Below are 23,277 nucleotides of genomic sequence, written 5' to 3' on the forward strand. Positions count from 1 at the left end.
GAGCGGAGGTGGAGTACGGGGTGGTGTTCGCGTTGGTGGTCACTCGCCCTCACCGTCCTCGATGACGTAGCTGGTGCGGCCGTCGAGGCCCACCGGCACGTCGCCGGTGATGGACACGCGGTGCAGGACGCGCTTGTGGTCGTCGTAGTCGTTGACCGCGTAGTGCTGCGTGGCGCGGTTGTCGAAGATCAGGACGTCGCCCACGCGCCAGGTCCAGCGGGCGGTGTTCTCCGGGCGGCGGACGTAGCTCTGGAGGACGTCGAGGAGGCCCTGGGACTCCCGGGCGGTCATCCCGACGAAGCGCTGGGCGAAGCCGCCCAGGAACAGGCTCGGTTCACCGGACTCGGGGTGGACGCGGACCACCGGGTGCGCTGCCTCGAAGCGCTTGGCCATGAACGCCTTGCGCACCTCCTCGCCGCGCTCGGTGCCCAGCTTCGGCTGCTCGGCGCGGTTGGTGTGCACCGCCCACAGCTTGTCGGCGATCTCCCGGAGCTCCTTGGGCAGGTCCTTGTAGCCGGCCGCGGCGTTGGCGACCATCGTGTCGCCGCCGTAGGGCGGGAGCACCATGGCGCGCAGGGTGGTGCCCAGCGACGGGGCCTGCGTGAAGCTGATGTCCGTGTGCCAGTGGTTGGCGCGCTGGTCCTCGCCGTCGATCGGGATGACCTGGGGGGCGCCGTCGACCGTCCGCATCATGGGGTGCTTCTGGGTCAGCGGGCCGAAGCGGGCCGCGAACTCCAGCTGCGCCTCGTCGGTGATGTCCTGGTCCCGGAAGAAGAGGACCTTGTGGTCCAGGAAGGCCTCGTGGATCCGGTCGAACACCGAGTCCGTCAGGCCGGTGCCGAGGTCGACGCCGAGGACCTCGGCACCGATCCGGCCGCCGACCTTGCGGATTTCAAAGCTGGACACCATTCATTCCTTTCGGGGGCGCGGCGGCATGAGACCGGGCACCACTGGGAGGCAGGAATTCGACTGTCACCGCCGGGCACCTTCCGGGGAATTCGGATCCCAACAGTGGCCCGTGGCTTTACGAAATACCGGGACCGCGGTCTTCCGCGGCGAAAGCGGCTTCGCGTCTGCGGCGGGCCGTCCCTGGCGAGTTGGAGCCAACCATGCCGGTCAGAGGGGCGGCAAGGGCTCGGGGCGGGCTCGTTGCGACTTCAGTGACTTGCCGAAGTGGGGCCGCGACTTGGGCAAGTCCGGCGACTTCGGCAAGTCGCTGAAGTCGCAACGGGCCGGTATCCGGGTGTTGCCGCACCGGTCCCCGCGTGGTTGGCTCCATTCGCCCAAGCGAGAATTGCCCTCTGTTCGGCAGCAGTGCGCGGAGTCGGTGAACTCCGCCGGCAACCAAGGAGTTCAGGTGAGCCCCACACGCCCAGGCAAGGGCACGTTCCCCCGCTACCGTTATCTGGCCGCCGTGTCGGCCGAGGCCGTCGGCGGCGGCATGTACGTCCCGGTGTCCCTGCTGTACTTCCACCGGGTCGCGGGGCTGCCGCTGGGCCAGGTGGGCGGCGCCCTGACCGTCGCCGCCCTGGTGGGTCTGGCCGTCAGCCCGTTCTTCGGGGCGCTGGTCGACCGGCTGGGCGCCCGTAGCGTGGTGGCGGTCGGATTCGCCGTGCGCGCCGTGGGGTTCGTCTGCTATCCGTTCGTCCACCAGTGGTGGCAACTGCTGGCCGCCGCCACCCTCGTCGCCGTCGGGGACCGTTCGTTCCAGGCGTCCATCCAGGCCCTGATATCGGAACTCGCCCAGGGCGCCGAGCGGCAGCGGATGATCGCCACCCAGTCGAGTCTGCGCAACGCCGGCTTCGGCGTGGGCGGCCTGCTGGCCAGCCTCGCGCTGGCGGCCGACGCCGACTGGGCGTACCACGCGGTCGTCCTGGGCAGCGGCGCGGGCCTCGCGCTGGCGGCCGTGCTGATCGCCGGGCTGCCCTCCGGGCGCGTCCCGGCGGCCGCCGCCGCTGAGGCGACGGCGGACGGCAGGGCCGCCGACGGGCCGCGCCCGTCCGGCGGGTACGGTGCCGTCCTGCGCGACCGCCCCTACCTGGGGCTGACGCTGGCCACCGTGCCGCTGGCGTTCTGCTACTCCTCGCTCAGCGTCATCCTGCCCGTCTACACCACCCAGACGCTGCACGCCTCGGCGTCCCTGCCCGGCCTGCTGTTCACCGTGAACACCGTGCTGGTGGCGCTGGCGCAGGTCCCGGTCAACTCCTGGACGTCCAAGTGGCGGCGCACCCGCGTCGCCGCGATGGGCGGAGTGGTCTTCGCCGCGGCCTTCCTGGGCTTCGCGGCGCTGTCCGCCCTGGACGGCGGTGTCGTCCTGGTGTCCGGGCTGATGCTGACCACCGTGCTCTACACCGGAGGCGAGCTGCTCCACAGCCCGTCCTCCGGCGCCCTGTCCACCGATGCCGCGCCGGACGCCCTGCGGGGCCGTTACCTGGCCGTCTACTACCTGTCCTGGTCGGTCGCCAAGGCGGCCGCCCCGGCCCTGTTCACCACCCTGCTGGCCGTCTCCGCGCAACTGACCTGGCTGCTGCTCGCCGGCGGGGTGCTGATCGGCAGCCTCGCCATGCTGCGGCTGGAGCCGCGCCTGCCCGCCCACGCGGTCCGGCCCGCCCCCGCCCCCGCCCCCGAGCCCGAGCCCGGGAACGCGGAGCCGGAGAGCGCGGAGGCAGTCGCCGCGGCCGCAACGCCCACCCGTCGTACCAGGAGGAGTTGAGTTCCATGCCCACCGAGCCCGGACTGCTGCGGACGCTGCGCGAGGACCTCGACGTCGTCGTCGAGCGCGATCCGTCCATGCGCAACCGCCGGGAGGGCGTACTGCACGCGGCGCTGCCCGCGCTGTGGGCCCACCGGGTCGCCCACCGGCTCCACCGGCGCGGCCTGCGCCTGGCCGCCCGGCTCGTCGCCCACGGCGCCCGCCGGCACACCGGGGTGGAGATCCACCCCGGCGCCGTCCTCGGCCGCCGGGTCTTCATCGACCACGGCTGCGGCGTCGTCATCGGCGAGACCGCCGTGATCGGCGACGACGTCACCATCTTCCACCAGGTCACCCTGGGCGCCGTCGGCTGGTGGAACGACAACGACCGCCCCGAGGGCGAGCGCCGCCACCCCGTCGTCGGCGACGGCGTCATCCTCGGCGCCAACGCCACCGTGCTCGGCCCGGTGACCGTCGGAAACGGCGCGCTGATCGGCGCGATGGCCACGGTCACCAAGGACATCCCGGCCGACGCCCGTGTCTACGCGCCTCCCTCCGTGATCCGCACCCCGGGCGGCGAGGTCACCCCGGCCACCGACCCCGTACGCCTGCTCGCCTCGGCCGGCTCCTGGTGAACCGCGCCGCCGACCCCCCACCCACCGTGCTTCGAGTAGGAGACCCACCCATGGCCACCGCCGCCACCGCACAACCCGGCGCCGTCACCACCGGCACCCGCCGCATCGCCGACGGCCTGGAGGACCTCATCGGGGGCACCCCCCTGGTCCGGCTGTACCCGGAGGGCGCGGACCCGTCCGTCGAGGTGCTCGCCAAGCTGGAGTCCGCCAACCCCTTCTCCAGCAGCAAGGACCGGCCCGCGCTGCGCATGATCCTCGGTGCCGAGGAGCGCGGCGAGCTCGTCCCGGGCGGCACGGTCGTGGAGTCCACCTCCGGCAACACCGGCATCGCGCTGGCCGCGCTCGCCGCCGCCCGCGGCTACCGCTGCGTCGTCGTCCTGCCCGACAGCGCCACCCCCGAACGCGTGGGCCTGCTGAAGGCGCTGGGCGCCGAGGTCGTGCAGACGCCCAGCGAGGACGGCTTCCCCGGCGCCATCGCCAAGGCCGAGGAGATCCACGAGCGGACGCCCGGCTCCTGGTACTCCCGCCAGCACGAGAACGACGACAACGTCCTGGCCCACTACGAGAGCACCGGCCCGGAGATCTGGGCCGACACCGCCGGGAAGGTGGACGTGCTGATCGCCGGCGTCGGCACCGGCGGCACCATCACCGGCTGCGCCCGCTACCTCAAGGAGCGCAACCCGGACATCGAGGTCGTCGCCGTGGAGCCGGAGGGCTCGCCCGTCCTCTCCCGGGGCTTCGGCGGCCAGCACCGCATCCCCGGCCTCAACGGCGGCTTCGTCGCCCCCACCACCGATGAGTCGCTCATCGACCACGTCCTGACCTGCGGTGACGACGACGCCCTGGCCGCCGCGCGGGCCCTGGCCACCCGGCAGGGCCTCTTCGTCGGCGTCTCCTCCGGCGCCGCCGTGGACGCCGCCGCCCGGCTGGCCCGGCTCCCCAAGTACGCGGGGAAGACCATCGTGACCGTGCTGCCCGACACCGGCGAGCGCTACGTCAGCCTCTGGAACGAGTCCTGAAAGCCCCCCGTCCGCCCATCACGAGGTGACCGTATGACCGCCCTGGTCCTGCACCGCGGATCGTTCCGCGCCAACCCCTACGAGCGCTGGATGGAGGGCTACGACGCGGACGTCGTCGTCCTCGCCTCCAGCGAACAACTCGACGTGCACGGTGAGGAACTGCCGACCGCCGCGCCCTTCGCCCACGCCGAGGCGTTGCCCGGCTACGACACCAGCCCCCGCGTCGCCGAGCGGGCCGCCGAGCTCATCGAGCGGTACGGCGTGACCGACATCGTCGCCTGCCAGGAGAACGACCTGGAGCGCGCCGCCCGGCTGCGCGTGCGCTACGGCCTGCCCGGCCCGCGCCCCGAGGACGTCGTGCCCTACCGCGACAAGTGGGAGATGAAGCGCGCCGCCGTCCGCGCCGGCATCCCCGTCGCCGACCACGCGCTGCTGACCGTTCCCCAGGACCTCACGGACTTCGTCGCCGCCCACGGCCTGCCCGTGGTGGTCAAGCCCCGGCGCGGCGCCGGCTCCATCGACCTGGCCGTGCTGCGCGCCGAGGCCGAGGTCGCCGACTGGCTGGCGGGGGACCACCTCGCCGCACCGGGCGAGGAGCCCTCCTGGCTGGTGGAGGCGTTCGTCGAGGGCGGGATGTGCCACATCGACGGCGTGGTCCTCGACGGCCGGGTCGTCACCATGTGGCCCTCGCGCTACACCTACGTCCTGGCCGACTACACCGACCGCAAGGGGCGCATGGACATCGCCCTGGACGCCGACGACCCGCTGCGCCACCGGCTGATGGCCTTCGGCGAGCGGCTGCTGGAGGAGTTCGGCGGCAGCGACCACTTCGCCTTCCATATCGAGGTGTTCCACACCCCGGACGACGAGCTGGTGCTGTGCGAGGCCGCCTGCCGCGCCGGTGGCGCGGGCGTCCGGGACGTCCACCGCGCGATGTTCGGCTTCGACCCCGCCGAGCCGCCCGTACGCCGCCAGCTGGGGCTTCCGTTCGGGTACGAGGGGGGCGGGCGGCCGGAGCGCATCGGCGGTCAGCTGCTCTTCACGCGGCGTCCCGGCACGGTGTACGGGATGCCCGATCCGGCGGGGATGCCCGAAGGGGTGGTCAAGCACCAGTACTTCGCGGCGCCGGGGGACCGGATGGAGGAGGCCTGGCACTCCGGGGACTTCCTGGCCGCCTTCGTGGTGGCGGGCGTGGACCGCGCGGAGTGCGAGGCGCGGATCCGGGCGCTGGAGGAGTGGTTCCTCGCGGGGCTCGACGTCCGCTGAGCGGGCGGGACGCGGGTGTGACGCGGCCGGGCGCTGCCGGGCGTCGGGCCCGGTCGGCGCCGGCCGGCCGGGGCCGCGCGGCGGGTCAGGCCGACCGTACGACGGCCAGCGGGCGGTCGGTGCGCGCGGCGGTCGCGTCGGCCAGCCGGCTGTAGGCGAAGGCGGCGGAGACCAGCGTCATGTGGTGGTGCCAGCCGGGGAAGGACCGGCCCTCGAAGTCCCGCAGCCCGAAGTCGTCCTCCAGGACCCGCAGGGCGCCGGCCGTACGGGCGTGGTGCCCGGTGAGGGCGATGAGCTCCTCGGCGGAGTGCCGGGTGAGATTGGTGATCCACACGGGTTCGTCGGCCTGCCGGCCGGGGACCCGGCGCGCGAACGCCCGGAGGACCGGGGGCGTCGTGTCCGTGCCCGGCCGGGCGCCGGGCCGCTCCGGCAGCCGGACCAGTGTGTTGAGCAGCCGCCGCGGCTGTCCGCCGGGGACCGGGCCGGGGGCGCCCAGGAGGGCGGGGACCTCGCCGAAGCCGTCGCCCTGGTAGACCAGCCGCCGCACCGGGACCGGTGTGTCCTGGGCCTCGCCGCGCGTGCGGCCGCCGGGCAGCACGGCCAGGGAGGCGGGCACGGCGACGACGAAGTCGCAGCCGGTGCGGTGGAGTCCGCGGAGCAGCGAGCCCGTCTCCGTGCAGGAGGTCATGTCGGCGACGACGGGCAGCGGAGTGGCGGTGGTCCGGGAGTGGATGGTGTGGACCAGGTCGAGCACCTGTGCCGAAGCGGGCCGGTCGCCCACGCTGGACTCCGGTATGCGGGCCCGCTCGCGCAGGGTGTCGTCGTCGGTCCAGCGGGAGGGCAGCAGGATCCGCCAGCCGAGCGGCACCGGCTCGGTCTCGGTGGACAGGAAGATTCCCACGCCCACCTGGCAGTTGACGGTGCGGCCCGAGGCCGGGTCGAAGCGGCGGTGGACGCCCACCGAGCTCTCGCCCCGCTTGGGCATGACCACCGTGCCGATCGTCCAGGCCCGGGGGACCGTCCGCCGCAGGGTCCAGTGCGCGAGCGAGCGCAGGGCCGGGCCCCAGTCCCACGGGCTGGCGTTGACGAACTGGTGCAGCGACTGCGAGGCGGTGGGCGAGGCGGAGACGGCGGCCGCCAGGCGGCGGACCGTCTTCTTGCCCGGGGTGGAGAGCAGCCCCTCCAGATAGGCGTGGGCCCAGCGCCGCTGGTCGGCGCGGGGCAGATAGCCGAAGACCTCTTCGGCGAAGGAGACGAGTGGAGCGGTGCCCGGGGTGAACGGGCGGGTCGAATGGTGCACAGCCATCGCACGGTCCCTTCTGACGCGGACGGTATGGCGCCGGCCGCGAACGAAAGAATAGAGAACGATCGCTTTGTTTTCAAAACCCCCGGGCATGTGACCTTCGAAACCCATGGGGGGTGCCGGCCCTGTCGATCATGGTCGTAAGGTGGTTGAACGCCGGTCGCCCACCGGCAAGTTGAAGCCGTCGTTCCGCAATGACGCGGTCCCATGGCCTATGGCAGTGAACGTCTGGAGGGATCATGGCCATGCAGGAGCGCGCCGTACGGACCCGTTCGGCGCTCGTCCGGGCCGCGGCCCGCGCCTTCGACCGCAACGGCTACGAGGGCACGTCCCTGTCCCAGATCCGCGCGGCGGCCGAGATGTCCATGGGGGCGCTGACCTTCCACTTCGCCACCAAGGGCGAACTCGCCGACGCCGTGCTGGACGAGGGGTGGCTCCTGACGGATGCCCGGGTGCGCGACGCCCTGACGCCGGACGGCGACCCGGTGGACGGCCTGGTGACGCTCACCCTGGCGCTCGCCGCGCTGATGGAGGAGGAGCCGCTGGTCCGCTCGGCGGCCCGGCTCACCCGGGAGCGCGCCGGGGGCCGGGCCTGGACCTCCGCGTGGCTGCCGGCCGTGCACGAGCTGATAGAGCGCGCCCGGTCGGCCGGCGTACTGCCCCCGGTGGCGCGCCCCGAGGTGGTCGCCGACCTGGTCAGCCATCTGATCGTGGGTGCCGAGGCGCAGATCCGGGCCTCCGCCGCCGACGCCGGGCACCCGGCGGTGGACGTCGGCGGGCAGCTCGCCCGGATCTGGGACCTGGTCCTCCTCCCGGTCCGCGGCTGACCGGCGGCGCCGCGCGTCCGCGGCCCACGAGTGCCCCGTAAGGGGCGCGGGGAACTGCGCGATCGGCCACCGACGGCCCGCAGCCGACGCGCGGCCCCGGGGGTCCGGGCGAAGCGCGGCACTCCCTCTGCGGGTGCGTCGTGGCGTGTCGCGCAGTTCCCCGCGCCCCTTACGGAGCGCCGTGGTGGCCGCGTGACGAAGATCCGCCGGATACGGCCTGGCCCATGGGCGCCAGGTGCCGCCGGTACCAGGGCGCCGCCGCCTCCAGCCGGGCGAGGACGCCCGGCCCCGGCGGGCAGCCGGCCGCCCGCCACACCTCCGCGCTCGCGTACCAGTGGTCGCGGGCGAGCAGGGCGAACTGACGCTCGCTCATCCGTCCGGGATTGAGGCGCAGGCTCTCCAGGCAGCGCTCCCACGGCCAGTCGGCCCCGGCGCGCGGCAGGACGGCGTGCTCGGCGAGCGCGTCCATCAGGTCGCCGTTGCGCACCGGGTCCGGGTGGCTGGCGTGGTGGACCCCCGCCGGCACGGCGCGCGGGCCGCACGCCAGCTCCGCGACGAGCCGCGCCAGATCGGTGACGTCCACGGCCGACAGCAGGCCACGCCCGCCGTCCCAGCGCGCGGGCACCCGGCGCAGCAGCTCGGCCAGGGCCGGCACCACCCAGCGGTCGCCCGCGCCCAGCACCAGCCCCGGGCGCAGTACCGCGGCCCCGCAGTCGAGCATCGGGGCCTCGCCCGCCAGGCGGGTGCGGCTCGCGGGCGAGGCGGGCGCGGGCCGGATCGCGTCGACATCCGGTCCGGTGTGCGGCCCGGGGCCGTAGACGGCCGCGGTCGACAGGGCGACGACGCGGGGTACCGCCGCCCGGCGGGCCTCGGCGGCCAGCGCGACGGCGCCTCGGTGGTTGACCGCCTCGCACAGGCTCTCGTCCGGGGAGACGCAGGAGGCCAGGTGGAGCAGGGCGTCGGCCCCCTCGCACAGCCCCCGCAGCGAGCCGGGGTCGGTCAGGTCGCCGGGCACCCACTCGACGAGTGGGTCGCCGTCCGGGCCGGGGTGACGTGTCAACGCTCGTACGCGTACGCCCCGTCGGCCCAGTTCGCGCAGCGCGGCGGAGCCGATGAACCCCGTGGCGCCGGTGAGGGCGATCAACGGCCCGCTCACCGGCGGCCCTTCCCGGCCGCGCCGGGGTCGGTGACCAGCCGTGCGCGGGTCTCCGGCGTGGCGACGCCGGGCAGTAGGTAGCGCCACAGCAGGGCCACGCGCTCGGGCAGGTCGGCGCGGTTGGTGGAGACCTGGGAGAAGAGCTGGGTGCCGGTGTAGCAGCTCACCAGGACCCAGGCCAGCTCCCGTTCGTCCACCTCGGGGAGGAGCTCGTTCTTGTCGCGGGCGACGACCAGCTGCTCGTGGAAGCGGGCGGCCCAGTCCTGGTAGGCGGTGTCGTCGCGGACGCCGAACTCGCCCTGCTCGACGGCGAGCCGGACGCCGGCGCGCAGCAGCACATTGGTCTGGAGCTCGGTCGCCAGGTGGAGGGTGATGTCGATCAGGTGCTGGAGGCCGGCCTCGCCCTCGGGCATCACGATGCCCTCGCCCTGTTCGTTCATGACCGCCCGGGCGAGGTCCTCCTTGGACTTGAAGTGGAAGTACATCGCGCCCTGGGTGGCGTCCGCCCGCTTGATGATCTTGCTGATGCTGGCGCCGCTGAACCCGAACTCGTCGAAGACCTCCGCGGCCGCGTGAAGGATGGCGGCGCGGGTCCTCACCGCGCGGTCCTGTCTGGGCCTCGCCATGAGGTGACTCCCTGTGATCTCTCGACAAACAAAACGAACACCCTTTATCTTACGGCTCCAGGTCAGAGACAGCGCAGCAGTAGCGTCAGAGCGTCCGGGAAGTCGGTATGTCCAATCTCGTTCAGCAAGCACCCGTTTCGATCACCACCACCGCCGTGCCGCACGGCCTCGGCACCTGTGTGCCCCGGCAGTACGTCCACAAGGCGGCTCTGGCCGAGGTCCTCCTCACCGGCTGGGAGCGCGTCGCCGACGACACCTTCGCGATAGGCGCCCAGTGGCCGCGGACCCACAGCTTCTACACCCCGGTCGACGGCCACTATGACCCGCTCCTCTTCGCCGAGACCGTACGGCAGGCCATCCCCCTGCTGTCCCATCTGGCCTATGACACCCCGTTCGGCCACCACCTCATCTGGGACCACTTCCGCTACGAGCTCCACCCGGCCGCGACGGCCGTGGCCGCCACCCCCGCCGAGCTGGAGCTGCGGATCGCGTGCAGTGACGTCAAGCGCCGTCAGGGCCGGCTCTCCGCCCTGGTGATGGACGTCACCGCGCTGCGCGACGGCGCTCCGCTGGGCACCGCCCGGGCCCGTTTCACCAGCCACGCCCCGGCCGTCTACCGGCGGCTGCGCGGCGAGTACGGCGACCCCTCCGTCGTCTCCCGGGCCGTACCGCTGGCCCCGCCCCTGGCGCCGGGGCGCGTCGGCCGCGACCGCTTCCACGACGTGGTCCTCTCGCCCACCGACGCCGACGGCCTCTGGCAGCTGCGCGTGGACCCCAGCCACCCGGTGCTCTTCGACCACCCGGTCGACCACGCCCCCGGCATGCTGCTGCTGGAGGCCGCCCGCCAGGCCGCGCTCGCCGCCACGGGCCCGGACCACGGGGCCGTCCTGGGCCTTACATCCGTCTTCAGCCAGTACGTGGAGTTCGACAGCCCCTGCTGGATAGAGGCGACCGTCCTCACCGAGGAGGACGGCTCCCTCACCCGCACCCGGGTCACGGCACGCCAGAACGACCGCGAGGCGTTCTCCGCGGTCGTCGTCAGCACGCCCGGCCGGGCCGGGGTCTGACGGCACGGTCCCGTACGGGCGGGCGCGAACCACCCGTACGGGACCGGGGCTTGTGGCGCGGTCAGCCCGTGGGCACCGCCTCGGGGACCGCGCCGCCACGGGCGCGCAGGCCCGCGGCGTAGCGGCGCAGCAGCAGGGCCGCGGTCGTGGCCAGACCCGCCAGCAGCCCGAGCCAGAGGCCGAGGGTGCGCAGGTCCGCCGCGTACCCGAGGAGGAGCGAGGCGGGCAGCCCGACGAGCCAGTAGCCCACCAGCGTCGCGCGGAAGCCGCCCTTGGTGTCGTCCAGGCCCCGCAGCAGGCCGACGCCGATGTTCTGCGCGCAGTCGAAGAACTGGAGGACGGCGACGACCGCGAGCAGCCCGGTGGCGATGGACAGGGCGTCGCCGTCCCCCGCCGAGCCGGAGTCGAGGAACGGGCGCAGGACCAGGCCGGGGAAGACCAGATAGCAGAGGCCGACGACCGCCATGACGGCGGCGGCGCAGGCCAGCGCGGTGTTCTTCAGACGCCGCGCCGCGACGAGGTCCCCCAGGGCCAGCTCACGGCTGACATTGATCGAGGCGGCGTGGGAGAGCCCCACGGCCACCTGGAAGACGATGTAGACGAGCTGGTTGACGGCCGTGTGGGCGGCGAGCGCGGCACTGCCGAAGGAACCGGCCATCAGCGCGGTCAGCGAGAAGAACCCCGCCTCCGAGCCGTAGGTGGCCGCGATCGGCACGCCCAGCCCGATCAGCCGCCGCACGGTGGCGCGGTCCGCGCTCAGAAGAGAGAGGCTCAGGCGTGGGCCGAGCACCGGGTCCCGGCGCGTCGAGGCGTACAGGGCGAGAAAGGACAGCAGATACACCAGTGACGTCGCCACGCCGATGCCGGTCAGGCCCAGCCGGGGCAGGCCCCAGGTGCCGTGGACGAACGCCCAGTCGAGACCCGCGTTGACGGCCACGGACGCCAGGGTGATCCGCAGCAGCGCCTGCGGCCGGCGCATGCCGACGGTGAACTGGCGCACCGCCTGGAACCACAGGCACGGCAGCAGCCCCGGCGCGAGGGCCACCAGCATCGAACGGGCCCGGTCGGCGACGTCCGCGTCCTGGCCCAGCAGCGACAGGCACTGGCCGATGGCGACCATGAGGACGGCCCCGGCGACGCCGGCGAGCGTCGCCACCGCGAGCCCGGCCCGGGCGACGGCGGTCACCTCGTCGTCCGGCCCCGGGGAGCCCGGCTCCTCGGGGGATCCGGGCTTTCCCGGGGCCGCCTCGGCGCGCGCGGCCGCCGCGGCGACCCGGTTGCCGACGGAGGTCACCAGGCCGACGCCCATGGTGCGCAACTGGTTGAAGACGACGATGGCGAGGCCGCCCGCCGCCAGCTCCTCCGTTCCGAGCAGGCCCATCATCACGGTGTCGGTCGTGGTGAGCGCGACCTGGGCGAGCTGGGTGAGGACGAGCGGGACGGCGAGGACGGCCAGGGCCCGGCCATCGCGCAGCAGCCGGGCCGGGCCGGACGGTATCGCGGGCATCAGCGACCGCGCAGGGTGGCGAGGAGGTCGCCGATCTCGCGTTCCACGACCGGGTCGAGGAGGTCGCGGGCGGCCATCCAGTCGTCGTCGAAGACGGTGTCCAGGTACTTCTCGCCGCCGTCGTTGACCAGCGCGACCATCGTGCTGCCCGGGGGAAGCGAGGGCAGCCGCCGCAGCGCCTCGTGGACGACGCCGCCGGCGGAACCGCCGATGAGCAGGCCGGTGCGGGCCACCGCGCGGCAGGTGGCGAACGCCTCGACGTCACCGACCTTGACGCCCTCGTCGATGAGCGAGAAGTCGACCAGCGCGCCGATCCCTGCGCCTTCGGGCGTGCCGGTGCCCGACTGGTAGTAGTCGTGCGCGGGCCCGCCGAAGGCGACGGACCCCTTGGGCTCCACCCCGACCGTCCGCACCTCCGGGACGAGCCGGCGCAGCTCGCGGGCGGTGCCGCACAGGGCCCCGCCGGTGCCGACGGCGGCGACGAGGACGTCCACGCGGCCGTCGAGGGCGTCGTGGAGCTCATGGGCGACGGCCGCGTAACCGACGCCGTTGCTGGGGTTGTTGTGCTGCTCGGTGAAGATCGTGTTGTCCTGCCCCCGGGCGAGGCTCTCGGCGAGCTCCTCCCGGGCGGCGGTGGCCAGGTCGTCCGTGCCGTCGTCGGTGACGTACACGAGCTCGGTGCCCAGCGCGCGCATCGCGCGCAGCTTGTCGGCGCAGGCGTGGTTGTCGACGACGGCGGTGAAGGCGTAGCCGCGCTCGGCGGCCATGACGGCCAGGCCGAGGCCGGTATTGCCGGAGGTGGACTCGACGATGCGGCCGCCCGGGCGCAGTTCGCCCCGGGACTCGGCGTCCAGCACCATCTGACGGGCCATCCGGATCTTGGCGGTGCCCATGGGGTTGAACATCTCCAGCTTCAGCAGCAGCCGGCTGCTGTCTCCGGTGCGGCAGAGCTCCAGGAGCGGGGTGTGGCCGATGAGCTCGGAGACACGGGTGACCACGGCGGGCCGGGCGGGCGCGGCGGACGGGGGAACCGGCGCGGGGCGGGCGGTGAGTGCCGCGTTCATGGGATCAGGGGCTCCTGTGCGGTGAGGGGCTTCACGGGGCTTCACGGGGCTTCACGGGGGTGAGCGTCAGGAGTGGCGGTCCAGGCGCCAGCGCGGCCGCCCCGTCAGACGGTCGAGGACGACCTTGGGAGGCAGCGGAAGGTCGTGGAAGGGCGATTCGTTGGAGTCCATCTGGTAGCCGGCCGTATTGGGGTAGACCAGCAGATCGCCCTCCCGGGGCCGGGCGGGCAGGGGCACCTTGCGCCAGGTGACCATGTCGGACTCCAGGCACGTCGCCCCGCCCACGCAGGCCGCGACGACGGCGGGGCCCTCGGCGGGACCGGACGCCGTGAGCAGCACGGGATCCGGCAGGTATTCGCTGTTGAACCACTGTTCCGACAGGCTGAGGCTGCTGCCGTCCACGGTCAGGACGGCGTACCCGTCCCGCTCCTTGACGCCCTGGATCCGGAAGACGGTCGAGCCCGCCCGGTCCAGCAGGGCGCGGCCCGGCTCCAGCATCAGGGTGACGCCCGCGTCCCGGAGCAGCCGGGCGAGGCTCGCCGAGTGTCCCTCGGGGGTGGTGGCCAGGACGGCCCGCAGGACGTCCGCGCCGGCCAGCGGGGAGTGGTACGGGTAGAAGTCGCCCGCCGTGAACGACTTGCCCGCGTGGTAGTGCCCGGGCCGCTGCTCGGCGAGGAACCCGTGCCAGTCGTCGGCGGCCGCGTAGTCGACGGCGAAGCCGCCGCCGATGCTGATCCGGTCGGCGCGCAGGCCCATGGCCCGCGCCGCCCGGCACTCGTCGACGAGCCGGCCGGCCAGGTCGGCGCGGGGCCGCAGGGCGTACCCGGACAGGTGGAAGCTGAAGCCCTCCATGCTCACGGCCGGGCCGGCGGCCGCGCAGCGGCGCAGGGCGGCGGCCGTCTCCTCGTCGTCGAGCCCGAAGCGGCTGTGCGGCTGGTCCGGCGGCAGCCGGCGCAGCAGCACCCGGGCCGGGCGGGCCGTCTCACCGGTCAGGGCAAGGATCCGGTCCAGCTCGGCGGGGGAGTCGACGGCGATCAGCGCGCCCTGGAGCAGCGCCACGCGCAGCAACTGCTCGTGCTTGGCGGGGCCGGTGACTGTGACGTCCTCGCCGCGCACCCCGTGGGCGAGGGCCTCGCGCAGCTCCCCGGCGGAGGCGACGTCCACGCCCGCGCCCGTCGCCGCGCAGCGCTCGACCCACACGGCCGCCTTGTTGGCCTTCTTCGCGTAGTACACCCGGCCCGCCACGCCCGCCTCGGTGAGGGTGGCGCGGAAGGCGGCGAGGTTGGTGTCGAAGCGGTCGGGGAGCAGGAAGTGGAACGGCCCGTCGAAGGCGTAGGAGAGCTCCTGGAGCAGTCCGCTCGTAAGGACCGTCGCGACCTGGGCGTCCGGGTGGGCGGGCAGCGGCGGGGCTGCGGCCGTGCCGGTGGTCGTGCCGGTGGTCGTGTCGGTAGTTGTCACTGCCACAGCGGCACCCGCGTTCCCATGCCCTGGGTGAGGGCGAGTTGCGCGAAGCGGTGGCCGAGCGCGATGTCGGTGACGACCAGACCGCTGTTGTAGGCGAAGATCCGCTGGTCCGGTGCGGTGCGCCCGGAGGCTTCCCCGGCGAGGACGGCGGGGAACTCGGCGTCCACGGCGGGCAGTTCGCCGGCGGCGTCGGCCATGTCGGTGCCGGTGACGCGCATCTGGGCCTCGCTGGTGGCCACGACGCGGTCGGCCTGATGCAGCGTGGAGGGCGCCAGGCCGTGGCCGACGAGGACGGCCAGGGCACCGGGCCGCAGCCAGGACGCCTCCACGGCGGCGGGTGTGTGGGGCCCGGCGGTGGCGACGACGACGTCGGCGGCCCCGGCGGCCTCCCGCAGGTCGGTGACGATCTCCACGTCCCGGCCGGGGAAGTACGCGCGCAACTGGCGGCGGACGGCGGTGATGCCGTCGGGGTGGGTGCCGTGGAGCATCAGCCGCTCCAGGCCCGGCAGCGCCGTCAGCAGGAACGGCAGGGCCAGCCGGCCCTGGGTGCCGGTGCCGATGACCAGCGCGGCGCGCGCCGCGGGCGGCGCGCACTCGCGGGCCAGCAGCGCGGAGACGGCGGGGGTGCGCAGGGCGCCGATCCGGCCGCAGTCCATCATCGCCAGGGGCAGTCCGGTGACGTCGTCGTAGAGGGTGAGGGTGGTGTAGTAGCGCTGCTCGTCGCGGGGGCTGTGGAGGCCGTGCTTGTACGAGGTCTTGACGGCGACGACGTCGCGGGAGCCGTCGCGGCCGAGCATCGCGTACGCGACGGAGTGGCCGTCGCCGGGCTTGACGGTGAGCTTGCGGGGGTTGTCGGAGCGGCCGGCGGCCAGGGTGCGGTAGGCGTTCTCCACGGTGGCGAGGACGTCGGCGGGGGTGATGTCGATGCCCGCCACGTCGCTGGTGGACAGGACGGTGAGGGTCCTGTCGTCGCGTATTCGGGCGGAGTCGTGGCCTTGGGCGGTGGGGTCGTGGCCCCGGTCGGCGGGGGCGGTGTCCGTCATGGGGGTTCCTTCATGTCCGTGCGGGGTCGGGCCGGGGTCAGGCGGCGTGGGCCTCGGCGGCGTGCGCTTCGATCGCGGCCTGTCCGTAGCCGTGCTCGGCGGCCTCGGCGGCGGGTCGGGTGCGGCGGCCGGGGACGCGGACCGAGGCGCGCTTGAGCCAGCGGTCGGTCCCGTCGTAGCGGGCGGTGAAGGGCACCCGGCCGTGCACGACGAGGTCGTTGTCGACGACGAGGACGTCGCCGGGGGAGAGGCTCACCGCCACGGAGACGCGGGCGAGTTCCTCCTCCAGCCGCCGATAGGCGGCCCGGTAGGCGGGGGTGGCGTCCGCCAGCGGGGTGTAGGCCGGGTCGAAGCGCAGGGTGAGGCCGTCCGCGGAGCGCCACAGGGCGGGGACGCGCGGCGGCTCCCCGGCGAAGCCCTGGGCCTCGGCGTAGGCGTCGTCGGGCAGGATCGGCAGCGCGGGGCGGGTCAGCTCCTCGACGGTGGCGTCGTCCAGGCGCACCCGGCGGACGCTGGCCGCGGTGGTGGCGATGGCGTCGTGGTTGCGCATGCAGGTGAGCATCAGCAGATGGGCGCGGCCGGGGTGGAAGGCGTCCTCGGTGTGCGGGCTGAGGAGCACGCTGCTGCTGGCGCCGGTCTGCTCCCGCTCGTGCCCGGGGGCCGGGACGATGTTGTGGACGAAGCGGCCCTCCTGCTGGCCCTCCCAGGCGATGGGGTCGCCCATGACGGTGGCCAGCAGGAGCAGGGCTATGTCGTGGTGGGCTCCGGAGTCGCCGGCGGTGCGCCAGCTTCCCGGGGTGTCGCCGATGCGGGCGTCGTCCACGCGCAGGCCGCGCAGGACGAACAGGCCGGCGTCGGTGTCCACGGGCCGGCACTGCCGCCGGATGGCGGGGCCGAGGGCGGCGGCGGACTCCCGGACGCGCCGCAGGAGTTCGGGGGAGGTGGCGGAGGTACCGAAGGCGGTGAGGATCTCCTCGGCGGCGCGATGCAGTTCATCGACCGAGGCGTCGTCGAGCAGGCGGACGGGGGCGGGGACGGGTGCGGTTCCCGTGCTCATGGCGCGATCTTCCGTTCCGTAGCGGGGTGTGCGAGTCCGAAGGGGCGACGCGGGCATACGGGCATGGCGCGGCGGCGGGCCGCGCCGGGGGCAGGGTGGGGGAGGGGGCGGTGGGGTGTGGCCGCCGGCCCGTGGCGTCGGGGACTGGCCAGAAACGTACCGCCAGAAGTTAGGTAAGGCAAACCTAACTCGCGGGTTACCCGCTTGGTCCGTTTCCAGGTGATGGGCCCCGGAATCAAGGGGGTTGATGCCCTGGCCGAAATCCATGCATCGACCAGCCGAGCTTGCGGCGACGGCTGCAGTTAGGGTAGGCAAACCTAAGTAGCTCGGAAGTGACCCCCCATCTGCCGGATCGAGGACGACGTGGACTTCACCAGGCGCCAGATGCTGCTGGCCGGAGCCGCCATAGGCTCGGCCGCACTGCTCACCGCCTGTCAGGACGGTGGCGGTACGGCCGCCTCGAACGCCGGAAACCAGCCGCGCCCCGGAGGCACCCTGCGCGTCGGCGCGCTGGGCCGGACGTCCGCCATCACCCGCGACCCGCACGGAAATCAGGGCAACGAGAGCGACTATCTCGTCATCGCCCTCGTGTACGACACGCTCACCGCCCCCGGCGCGAAGGCCAACACGGTGGGCCGCCTCGCCGTCTCCTGGACCCCCTCCGACGATCTGAAAACCTGGCGCTTCACCCTCGCCAAGGGAGCCGCCTTCCATGACGGCACGCCCGTCACCGCCGACGACGTCGTCTGGTCCCTGCGCCGGCTCCGCAACACCCCCGCCGGCGCCGCCCGGCTGCCCGGCATCAAGGCCGACGACATCACGGCCGACGGCAAGGACACCGTCGTCCTCGTCTCCGACTACGCCAACGCCGAACTCCCCCTCCTCACCCGGCTCTCCACCTTCGTCCTCAAGAAGGACACCGCCGACAAGGACCTGCCCAAGGCGCCCGGCACCGGCCCGTTCACGCTCGACTGGTACCGCAACGGCAACGCCCGCCTCGTGCGCAACGAGCACTGGCACGGTGGGAAGGTCCTCCTCGACGCCATCGAAGTGACCATGTTCGAAAGCCCCCAGGCCATGGCCAACGCCCTGCTGGCGGGCCAGATCGACCTCGCCTCCAACGCCGGTGCCGTCGCCGGCCGCACGGCCGCCGCCCGCAAGGACGTCCAGGTCGTCCGCCGGCCCCAGGACATGGCCATGCCCATCGTCATGCGCACCTCCGAGGGCAGCCCCTTCGCCGACCCGAGGGTCCGCGAGGCGTTCAAGCTCGTCGTGGACCGCCCGGCCATGGTCAAACAGGTGCTCTCCGGCTACGGCACCGTCGCCAACGACATCCTCGGCACCGCCGACCCCGCCTACGCCAAGGACATTCCGCAGCGCGCCCGCGACCTGGACAAGGCCAAACGGCTCCTGAAGGAAGCGGGCTTCGACCTCGGGAAGACCTACGACCTCGTCACCACCGAGGACATCGCCGGCCTCGCCGAATCCGCCACCCTCTTCGCCGCCCAGGCCCGCGAGGCCGGGATCAAGGTCGATGTCGTCAAACAGGAGTCCGGCACCTTCTACGACCGGACCTGGCTCAAGGGCGACTTCTACACCAACTACTGGGGCACCAACGACTCCGTCGTCTTCTTCGCCTCCAAGACCCTCGTCACCGGCGCCGGGCAGAACGAGGCGAACTTCTCCGACAAGGACTACGACGCCGCCTACCGCGACGTCCTCGGCACCAAGGACGCCGCCGAACGGGCCCGCAAGCTGCGCGAGCTCCAGCGGATCGAGCACGAACGCTCCGGCTATCTGCTGTGGGGCATGGCCGACGGCATCGACCTGGCCGCCGCCAAGGTCCGCGGCCTGCCCACGCTCCCCGGCTACGGGCGCGTCCAGCTCGAGAACGCCTGGCTCGCCCGGTGACCTCTCGCCCGGTGACTTCCGGCATATCGCGGGCCGCCATGCTCCTGGGCCGGCGGCTCCTGCTGCTCGTCGCGCTCCTCGCCGTCGTCTTCGCCGCGATCGAACTGCTGCCGGGCGACGCCGCCTCCGCCACCTCCGACCGCGGCGAGGGCGCCGCCGGCATCGCGGCGCGACGGCACCTGCTGGGCCTGGACCGGCCCCTCCCCGAACGCTTCTGGGACTGGATCACCGCCCTGCCCACCGGCGACCTCGGCACCTCCGCGCGTGGCCAGCACGTCACCGACCTGCTCGCCGCGCCCTTCCCCAACACCCTGCTGCTGGGCGGCACCGCGTTCGTCCTCACGGTCCTGCTGTCGCTGACCCTTGGCTGCTGGGCCGCCGCCGCCCGGCCCGGCGGACCCGTCGACCGGATCGTCGACGTCACCGCCACCGCCGCCTTCGCCCTCCCCGAATTCGTCGTCTCCGTCGGCCTGTTGCTCGCGCTCTCGCTGTGGACCGGCTGGCTCCCCGCCGCCACCCTCACCGGCGCCGACGGCGGCCCCGCCGACTGGACGATGCTCGTCATGCCCGTCCTCGCCCTCGCCCTGCCCCAGACCGGCTGGAACACCCGCGTCGTCCGCGCAGCCCTCGCCGACCAGGCCGCGACCCCCCATGTGGAGGCCGCCGTCCTCGACGGGCTGCCCGCCCACCGGGTGGTGCTGCGCCACGCGCTGCCGGGGGCCCTGCCCGCCGTCGCCACCGGCTTCGCCACCTCCACCGGCATGCTGCTCGGCGGGGCCGTCGTCGTCGAGACCCTCTTCAACTACCCGGGCATCGGCACCGTCCTGGCCGGAGCCGTCGCCGACCGCGACACGCCCGTCATCGCCGGGGTCGTCGCCTGCGCCGCGGCTGTCATCACCGTGGTGCTCCTCCTCGCCGACGTCGTCCGCGCCCGCACGGTAGGAGCCCACCCATGAGCACTCTCGTTCTCTTCGGCCGGTGCCGGCGCGGCCTGTTCGTGGCCGCCCCCGCCGTGATCCTCGCCATGCTGGCGCTGACCGGCCCGCTGCTGGCCCCGCACCCCCTCGACACCCCCGTCACCGCCCCCTACGCCGGGCCCGGCGACGGCGCGATCCTCGGCGGGGACCAGCTGGGCCGGGACGTCCTCAGCCGGTTGCTGCACGGCGGCGACGCGCTGATCGCCAGCGCGCTCGCGGTGGCCGTGGTCGTCACCTGCCTGGCGTCGGTCCTGGGCTGCGTCGCCGTGCTGAGCCCTCGCCTGGGCGCGGTCGTCGAGCGCACCGCGGACCTGGTCATCCTCGTGCCGCCGGTGCTGGGCTTCATGCTCCTCGCGCTCGCCTGGCCCGGCGGCCGGCGCCTGGCCGTCACGGCCGCAGCCGTCGTCCTGGGCACCCCCTACGCCGTACGCGTCGTCGCCGCCGCGGCCGCGCCCCTGGCCGGCGCCGGATTCGTCGAGGCCGCCATCGCGGGCGGCGAACGGCTGTGGCGCGTCGCGCTCCGCGAGATCCTGCCCAACCTGCGCGCCACGGTCCTGGCCCTGTTCGGGCTGCGGTTCGTCGAGGCGGTCTATGTCATCTCGATGGCGGGCTTCCTCCAGCTCGGGCCGCAGCCGCCCGAGGCCGACTGGGCCCTGATGATCCGGGAGAACGCCCCCGGCATCCTCCTCAACCCCTGGTCCGTGGCCGCCCCCGCCACCGCCATCGCCGCCCTGGCCATCGCCACCAACCTCGCTGCGGACGCCCTGGCCCCACGGACGCGCGGCACCCTCGGCACCCTCGGCACCGCAGGGAGGCGGTGAACGATGACGACGATGCCTCGATGCGGCGCGGGCCCTGGCGGGCCCGGTACGGAGGGCACCGATTCGGGTGCGACGGCGCCCGGCCCGGGCGTCGGCGACGCCCCGATCGTCGCCGCCGTCGCCGGACTCGAAGTCCGCATCCCCGACGGCCCCCTGCTGCTCGCCCCCGCCGGGCTCACGCTGCGCCGGGGGCGGATCACCGTCCTGACCGGGCCCTCCGGTTCGGGCAAGACGACGCTGCTCCGCGCCGTCCTCGGTGATGTGCCCCCGGGGGCACGCGTGACCCGGGGGAGCGTACGCGTCCTGGACCAGGACGTGTTCGCCCTGCCGCCCGCGCGGCTGCGCGAACTGCGGCGTCACCGCCTCGCGTTCGTCGGCCAGGACCCCGGCTCCGGGCTCAACCCCCGGATGCGGGTCCGCGACCTCGTCGCCGAGCTCGCCACCGGCGCGAGCCCGGCCGACGTGATGAAACTGCTGGCGGAATGCCGGCTGCCCCTCGACGACGGGCTGCCCGACCGCCGCCCCACCGCCCTCTCCGGCGGCCAGCAACGCCGCGTCGTCCTCGCCCGTGCCCTCGCCCGCACCCCCGACGTCCTGCTCCTGGACGAACCGACCGCGGGGCTCGACCCCGCACTCCGCGACGAGATCGCCGACCTCCTACGCCACATCGCCACCGACCGCCACATCGCCGTCGCCCTCGCCTGCCACGACCCCGAACTCGCCGCACGCTGCGCCGACGACGTCATCGACCTCGGCACGAACACGCTGGGCGCTGTACCTCCGGGCGTCCCCGCGCACCAGCGCGCGCCGGGACCGCTGACCGCGCCTGCGTCCCTGTCCCGACTCGCCGCGCTCCCCGCTGTGCCCACGCCCGCGCCCGGCCTGGCGCCGGGGGTCGCGCCCCCGCCCCCCGCCGGGCTCGTCGCCCGCGGCATCCGGGTGACCTACGCCGCGTCCCCCTCCGCGCGCGGCAGCGCAAACCCGCACCGACACGCCCTCGACGGCGTGGACTTCGCTGTCGCACCCGGCACCGTCGCCGCCATCGTCGGCCCCTCCGGGTCCGGTAAGACCACCCTGCTGCGGGTCCTCGCCGGCCTGCGGCCCGTCGACGACGGTGAACTCACCCTCGACGGCGCGCCGCTGCCCACCCGAGTCCGCGCGCGTGGTCGCGACCAGCGGCGTCGGGTCCAGCTCGTGCCGCAGAACCCGCTCGGTGCCCTCAACCCGGCCCGTACCATCGGCGCTTCACTCTCGCGCCCGCTGCGGCTGCACCGGGTCGTCCCCCGCGAACACACCGCGGAGCGCGTGGCCGAGCTCCTGCGGGACGTCGGCCTGCCGCCCGAGTACGCGCGCCGCTACCCCTACGAGCTCTCCGGCGGACAGCGCCAGCGCGCCTCCATCGCCCGCGCCCTGGCCCCGCGCCCCGACGTGTTGCTCTGCGACGAGGTCACCTCGGCCCTGGACCCCGCCACGGCCGTCGCGGTCATGGAGTTGCTCGCCCGGCTCAGGGCCGAGCGCGGGCTGGCCCTCGCCCTCGTCAGCCACGAGCCGCACCTCGTCGCTGCGTACGCCGACACCGTCCTCTTCCTGGCGGAAGGCCGCGTCGCGCCACCGGATTGACAGACGGTAACCGGGAGGGGAGTCTAGCCCGCACTGATCAGTTACTGACTGGTCGGTCAGTTAGAAAAAGGCCCCCTTCACACCCTTTTTGGAGTACTTGTGGCACAGGTGCGAGAACGAGGCGCGCGGTACGGAAAGGCGCTCGCGGCGCTCGGCGCGGCCTCGGTGCTGACGGCCGGAGCGGCCGTAGTGGCCGGTCCCGCGACGGCGGCCACCCCGGCCGGTCAGGCCGACAGCGCGCGCTATGTCGCGCTCGGCGACTCGTACACCTCGGGCCCCGGCATACCCGAGCAGACCGGCGGGGATTGCGCGCGCTCCAGCGTCAACTACCCCTCGCTGACCGCCGCCAAGCTGGGCCAGAAGTCCTTCAAGGACGTCAGCTGCAGCGGTGCGAAGACCGACGACATGTGGAACACCCAGGCGGGCTCGGCCGGTCCCCAGCTGGACGCCCTCGGCAAGCAGACCCGCCTCGTGACCGTCGGCATCGGCGGCAACGACATCGGCTTCGGGACCATCATCGGCAGCTGCGCCGTGCTGTCCGCGACCGACCCCACCGGCGCCCCCTGCAAGAAGCAGTACACCGCCGCCGACGGTTCCGACGTGCTCACCCAGCGGATCAACGACGCCGCACCGAAGATCGCCAAGGTGCTGAAGGCCGTTCACGAGCGCGCCCCGTACGCCAAGGTCGCGCTCGTCGGCTACCCGTCGATCATGCCGGACAACGGCACGAGCTGCTTCCCGTCCGTGCCGATCGCCGCCGGTGACGCCCCCTACCTGCGGGACACCGAGAAGCGTCTGAACACGATGCTCCAGCAGCAGGCGCGCGCGGCGCACGTCCGCTACGTCGACACCTACGGCACGACCGTCGGCCACGACGTGTGCACCCCGGCGGCGGACCGCTGGGTCGAGGGCGTCCAGCCCGAGAGCCCGGCCGCGCCGTTCCACCCCAACGCCAAGGGCGAGGCGGCCATGGCCGGCGCGGTGTACGGGGTCGTTCGCGGCTAAGCGCTCCGCGGGGAGTCCGGTAAGTCGGCTGCGGGTGCGTCGTGGCCGGTCGCGCAGTTCCCCGCGCCCCCTTCGGGGGGCGCGGCAGGCCCCGTGCGGCACTGCGCCCCGTAAGGGGCGCGGGGAACTGCGCGACCAGCCCCCACCGGCCCGCGGTGCCGTGACGGCCGCACCCGCACCCACCGTGAGACCGGACCGGCGGCACCGCACGGCCCGG

At 73.9% G+C, this 23,277-nt stretch carries 20 protein-coding genes; 11 read left to right on the top strand and 9 right to left on the bottom strand.

Going from position 1 to position 23,277, the window contains the following annotated elements; genetic code table 11:
* Nucleotides 1-39 precede the first annotated feature (39 nt).
* Nucleotides 40-906: a TauD/TfdA dioxygenase family protein gene (locus tag RM609_RS24645; protein WP_311613725.1), complete on the bottom strand. Its 867-nt coding sequence runs from the start codon at nucleotides 904-906 to the stop codon at nucleotides 40-42.
* Between the two features lie 451 nt (nucleotides 907-1,357).
* Between RM609_RS24645 and RM609_RS24650 the strand changes: the two genes are divergently transcribed.
* Genes RM609_RS24650 through RM609_RS24665 form a run of 4 tightly spaced genes read left to right on the top strand, consistent with a single transcriptional unit; the run spans nucleotide 1,358 to nucleotide 5,612 of the window.
* Complete coding sequence (locus tag RM609_RS24650; RefSeq protein WP_311613726.1) at nucleotides 1,358-2,713, top strand: MFS transporter; 1,356 nt, start codon at nucleotides 1,358-1,360, stop codon at nucleotides 2,711-2,713.
* 5 nt (nucleotides 2,714-2,718) lie between these two features.
* Nucleotides 2,719-3,327 (top strand): serine O-acetyltransferase EpsC, encoded by a 609-nt coding sequence (gene epsC / locus RM609_RS24655; RefSeq protein WP_311613727.1) that lies wholly within the window; start codon nucleotides 2,719-2,721, stop codon nucleotides 3,325-3,327.
* Nucleotides 3,328-3,377: 50 nt separating this feature from the next.
* Nucleotides 3,378-4,346 (top strand): PLP-dependent cysteine synthase family protein, encoded by a 969-nt coding sequence (locus tag RM609_RS24660; protein ID WP_311613728.1) that lies wholly within the window; start codon nucleotides 3,378-3,380, stop codon nucleotides 4,344-4,346.
* A gap of 33 nt (nucleotides 4,347-4,379) precedes the next feature.
* Entirely contained in the window at nucleotides 4,380-5,612 is a 1,233-nt protein-coding gene (locus tag RM609_RS24665) for a NikS protein (RefSeq protein WP_311613729.1), read from the top strand.
* A gap of 85 nt (nucleotides 5,613-5,697) precedes the next feature.
* On the opposite strand, the gene RM609_RS24670 is transcribed toward RM609_RS24665, so the two are convergent.
* Nucleotides 5,698-6,918 carry an IS701 family transposase gene (locus RM609_RS24670; protein ID WP_311613730.1) on the bottom strand — a complete coding sequence of 407 codons (1,221 nt, stop codon included), beginning with the start codon at nucleotides 6,916-6,918 and terminating at the stop codon, nucleotides 5,698-5,700.
* A 236-nt stretch (nucleotides 6,919-7,154) separates the two neighbouring features.
* Between RM609_RS24670 and RM609_RS24675 the strand changes: the two genes are divergently transcribed.
* Nucleotides 7,155-7,742 (top strand): TetR family transcriptional regulator, encoded by a 588-nt coding sequence (locus RM609_RS24675; protein WP_311613731.1) that lies wholly within the window; start codon nucleotides 7,155-7,157, stop codon nucleotides 7,740-7,742.
* A gap of 169 nt (nucleotides 7,743-7,911) precedes the next feature.
* On the opposite strand, the gene RM609_RS24680 is transcribed toward RM609_RS24675, so the two are convergent.
* A complete protein-coding gene (locus RM609_RS24680) occupies nucleotides 7,912-8,898 on the bottom strand; it encodes an NAD-dependent epimerase/dehydratase family protein (protein WP_311613732.1) in 987 nt (328 codons plus the stop codon).
* Nucleotides 8,895-9,524: a ScbR family autoregulator-binding transcription factor gene (locus RM609_RS24685; RefSeq protein ID WP_311613733.1), complete on the bottom strand. Its 630-nt coding sequence runs from the start codon at nucleotides 9,522-9,524 to the stop codon at nucleotides 8,895-8,897. Before RM609_RS24685 ends, RM609_RS24680 begins: the two co-directional genes overlap by 4 nt.
* A 107-nt stretch (nucleotides 9,525-9,631) precedes the next feature.
* Here RM609_RS24685 and RM609_RS24690 point away from each other — a divergent pair, with 107 nt between their 5' ends.
* The gene (locus tag RM609_RS24690) at nucleotides 9,632-10,591 is read left to right on the top strand and encodes a ScbA/BarX family gamma-butyrolactone biosynthesis protein (RefSeq protein ID WP_311613734.1); all 960 of its coding nucleotides are present in this window, start codon (nucleotides 9,632-9,634) and stop codon (nucleotides 10,589-10,591) included.
* A gap of 61 nt (nucleotides 10,592-10,652) precedes the next feature.
* On the opposite strand, the gene RM609_RS24695 is transcribed toward RM609_RS24690, so the two are convergent.
* The 5 genes from RM609_RS24695 to RM609_RS24715 all read right to left on the bottom strand — a co-directional run bounded on the left by RM609_RS24695 (nucleotide 10,653) and on the right by RM609_RS24715 (nucleotide 16,726).
* Nucleotides 10,653-12,098, bottom strand: coding sequence for an MATE family efflux transporter (locus RM609_RS24695; protein ID WP_311613735.1), 1,446 nt, complete (start codon nucleotides 12,096-12,098; stop codon nucleotides 10,653-10,655).
* Nucleotides 12,098-13,162, bottom strand: a complete 1,065-nt coding sequence (locus RM609_RS24700; RefSeq protein WP_311613736.1) for a cysteine synthase family protein — start codon at nucleotides 13,160-13,162, stop codon at nucleotides 12,098-12,100. Before RM609_RS24700 ends, RM609_RS24695 begins: the two co-directional genes overlap by 1 nt.
* Before the next feature lie 66 nt (nucleotides 13,163-13,228).
* Nucleotides 13,229-14,620, bottom strand: a complete 1,392-nt coding sequence (locus RM609_RS24705) for an alanine racemase (RefSeq protein ID WP_438828523.1) — start codon at nucleotides 14,618-14,620, stop codon at nucleotides 13,229-13,231.
* On the bottom strand, nucleotides 14,617-15,669 hold the full coding sequence (locus RM609_RS24710) for an ornithine cyclodeaminase family protein (protein ID WP_311613737.1): 1,053 nt from the start codon (nucleotides 15,667-15,669) through the stop codon (nucleotides 14,617-14,619). Before RM609_RS24710 ends, RM609_RS24705 begins: the two co-directional genes overlap by 4 nt.
* 37 nt (nucleotides 15,670-15,706) lie before the next feature.
* Nucleotides 15,707-16,726 (bottom strand): TauD/TfdA family dioxygenase, encoded by a 1,020-nt coding sequence (locus RM609_RS24715; protein WP_311613738.1) that lies wholly within the window; start codon nucleotides 16,724-16,726, stop codon nucleotides 15,707-15,709.
* Nucleotides 16,727-17,110: 384 nt separating this feature from the next.
* Between RM609_RS24715 and RM609_RS24720 the strand changes: the two genes are divergently transcribed.
* From RM609_RS24720 to RM609_RS24740, 5 genes are all read left to right on the top strand, one after another.
* The gene (locus RM609_RS24720) at nucleotides 17,111-18,637 is read left to right on the top strand and encodes an ABC transporter substrate-binding protein (RefSeq protein ID WP_438828524.1); all 1,527 of its coding nucleotides are present in this window, start codon (nucleotides 17,111-17,113) and stop codon (nucleotides 18,635-18,637) included.
* An 11-nt stretch (nucleotides 18,638-18,648) separates the two neighbouring features.
* Nucleotides 18,649-19,593, top strand: coding sequence for an ABC transporter permease (locus tag RM609_RS24725; RefSeq protein ID WP_438828521.1), 945 nt, complete (start codon nucleotides 18,649-18,651; stop codon nucleotides 19,591-19,593).
* On the top strand, nucleotides 19,590-20,435 hold the full coding sequence (locus tag RM609_RS24730; protein WP_311613740.1) for an ABC transporter permease: 846 nt from the start codon (nucleotides 19,590-19,592) through the stop codon (nucleotides 20,433-20,435). Before RM609_RS24725 ends, RM609_RS24730 begins: the two co-directional genes overlap by 4 nt.
* 3 nt (nucleotides 20,436-20,438) lie before the next feature.
* On the top strand, nucleotides 20,439-22,055 hold the full coding sequence (locus RM609_RS24735) for an ABC transporter ATP-binding protein (RefSeq protein WP_311613741.1): 1,617 nt from the start codon (nucleotides 20,439-20,441) through the stop codon (nucleotides 22,053-22,055).
* Nucleotides 22,056-22,154: 99 nt separating this feature from the next.
* Nucleotides 22,155-23,060, top strand: a complete 906-nt coding sequence (locus RM609_RS24740; protein WP_311613742.1) for an SGNH/GDSL hydrolase family protein — start codon at nucleotides 22,155-22,157, stop codon at nucleotides 23,058-23,060.
* Nucleotides 23,061-23,277 lie beyond the last annotated feature (217 nt).

It is taken from the genome of Streptomyces hesseae (genome assembly GCF_031845785.1).
Classification (GTDB): Bacteria; Actinomycetota; Actinomycetes; order Streptomycetales; family Streptomycetaceae; genus Streptomyces; species Streptomyces hesseae.

What these genes read in the sequence shown, in the direction of transcription:
- epsC (WP_311613727.1), top strand. Translation starts at nt 2,719, where the DNA reads ATGCCCACCGAGCCCGGACTGCTGCGGACGCTGCGCGAGGACCTCGAC.
- RM609_RS24660 (WP_311613728.1), top strand. Translation starts at nt 3,378, where the DNA reads ATGGCCACCGCCGCCACCGCACAACCCGGCGCCGTCACCACCGGCACC.
- RM609_RS24665 (WP_311613729.1), top strand. Translation starts at nt 4,380, where the DNA reads ATGACCGCCCTGGTCCTGCACCGCGGATCGTTCCGCGCCAACCCCTAC.
- RM609_RS24670 (WP_311613730.1), bottom strand. Translation starts at nt 6,918, where the DNA reads ATGGCTGTGCACCATTCGACCCGCCCGTTCACCCCGGGCACCGCTCCA.
- RM609_RS24675 (WP_311613731.1), top strand. Translation starts at nt 7,155, where the DNA reads ATGGCCATGCAGGAGCGCGCCGTACGGACCCGTTCGGCGCTCGTCCGG.
- RM609_RS24685 (WP_311613733.1), bottom strand. Translation starts at nt 9,524, where the DNA reads ATGGCGAGGCCCAGACAGGACCGCGCGGTGAGGACCCGCGCCGCCATC.
- RM609_RS24690 (WP_311613734.1), top strand. Translation starts at nt 9,632, where the DNA reads ATGTCCAATCTCGTTCAGCAAGCACCCGTTTCGATCACCACCACCGCC.
- RM609_RS24695 (WP_311613735.1), bottom strand. Translation starts at nt 12,098, where the DNA reads ATGCCCGCGATACCGTCCGGCCCGGCCCGGCTGCTGCGCGATGGCCGG.
- RM609_RS24700 (WP_311613736.1), bottom strand. Translation starts at nt 13,162, where the DNA reads ATGAACGCGGCACTCACCGCCCGCCCCGCGCCGGTTCCCCCGTCCGCC.
- RM609_RS24710 (WP_311613737.1), bottom strand. Translation starts at nt 15,669, where the DNA reads ATGACGGACACCGCCCCCGCCGACCGGGGCCACGACCCCACCGCCCAA.
- RM609_RS24715 (WP_311613738.1), bottom strand. Translation starts at nt 16,726, where the DNA reads ATGAGCACGGGAACCGCACCCGTCCCCGCCCCCGTCCGCCTGCTCGAC.
- RM609_RS24720 (WP_438828524.1), top strand. Translation starts at nt 17,111, where the DNA reads ATGCTGCTGGCCGGAGCCGCCATAGGCTCGGCCGCACTGCTCACCGCC.
- RM609_RS24730 (WP_311613740.1), top strand. Translation starts at nt 19,590, where the DNA reads ATGAGCACTCTCGTTCTCTTCGGCCGGTGCCGGCGCGGCCTGTTCGTG.
- RM609_RS24735 (WP_311613741.1), top strand. Translation starts at nt 20,439, where the DNA reads ATGACGACGATGCCTCGATGCGGCGCGGGCCCTGGCGGGCCCGGTACG.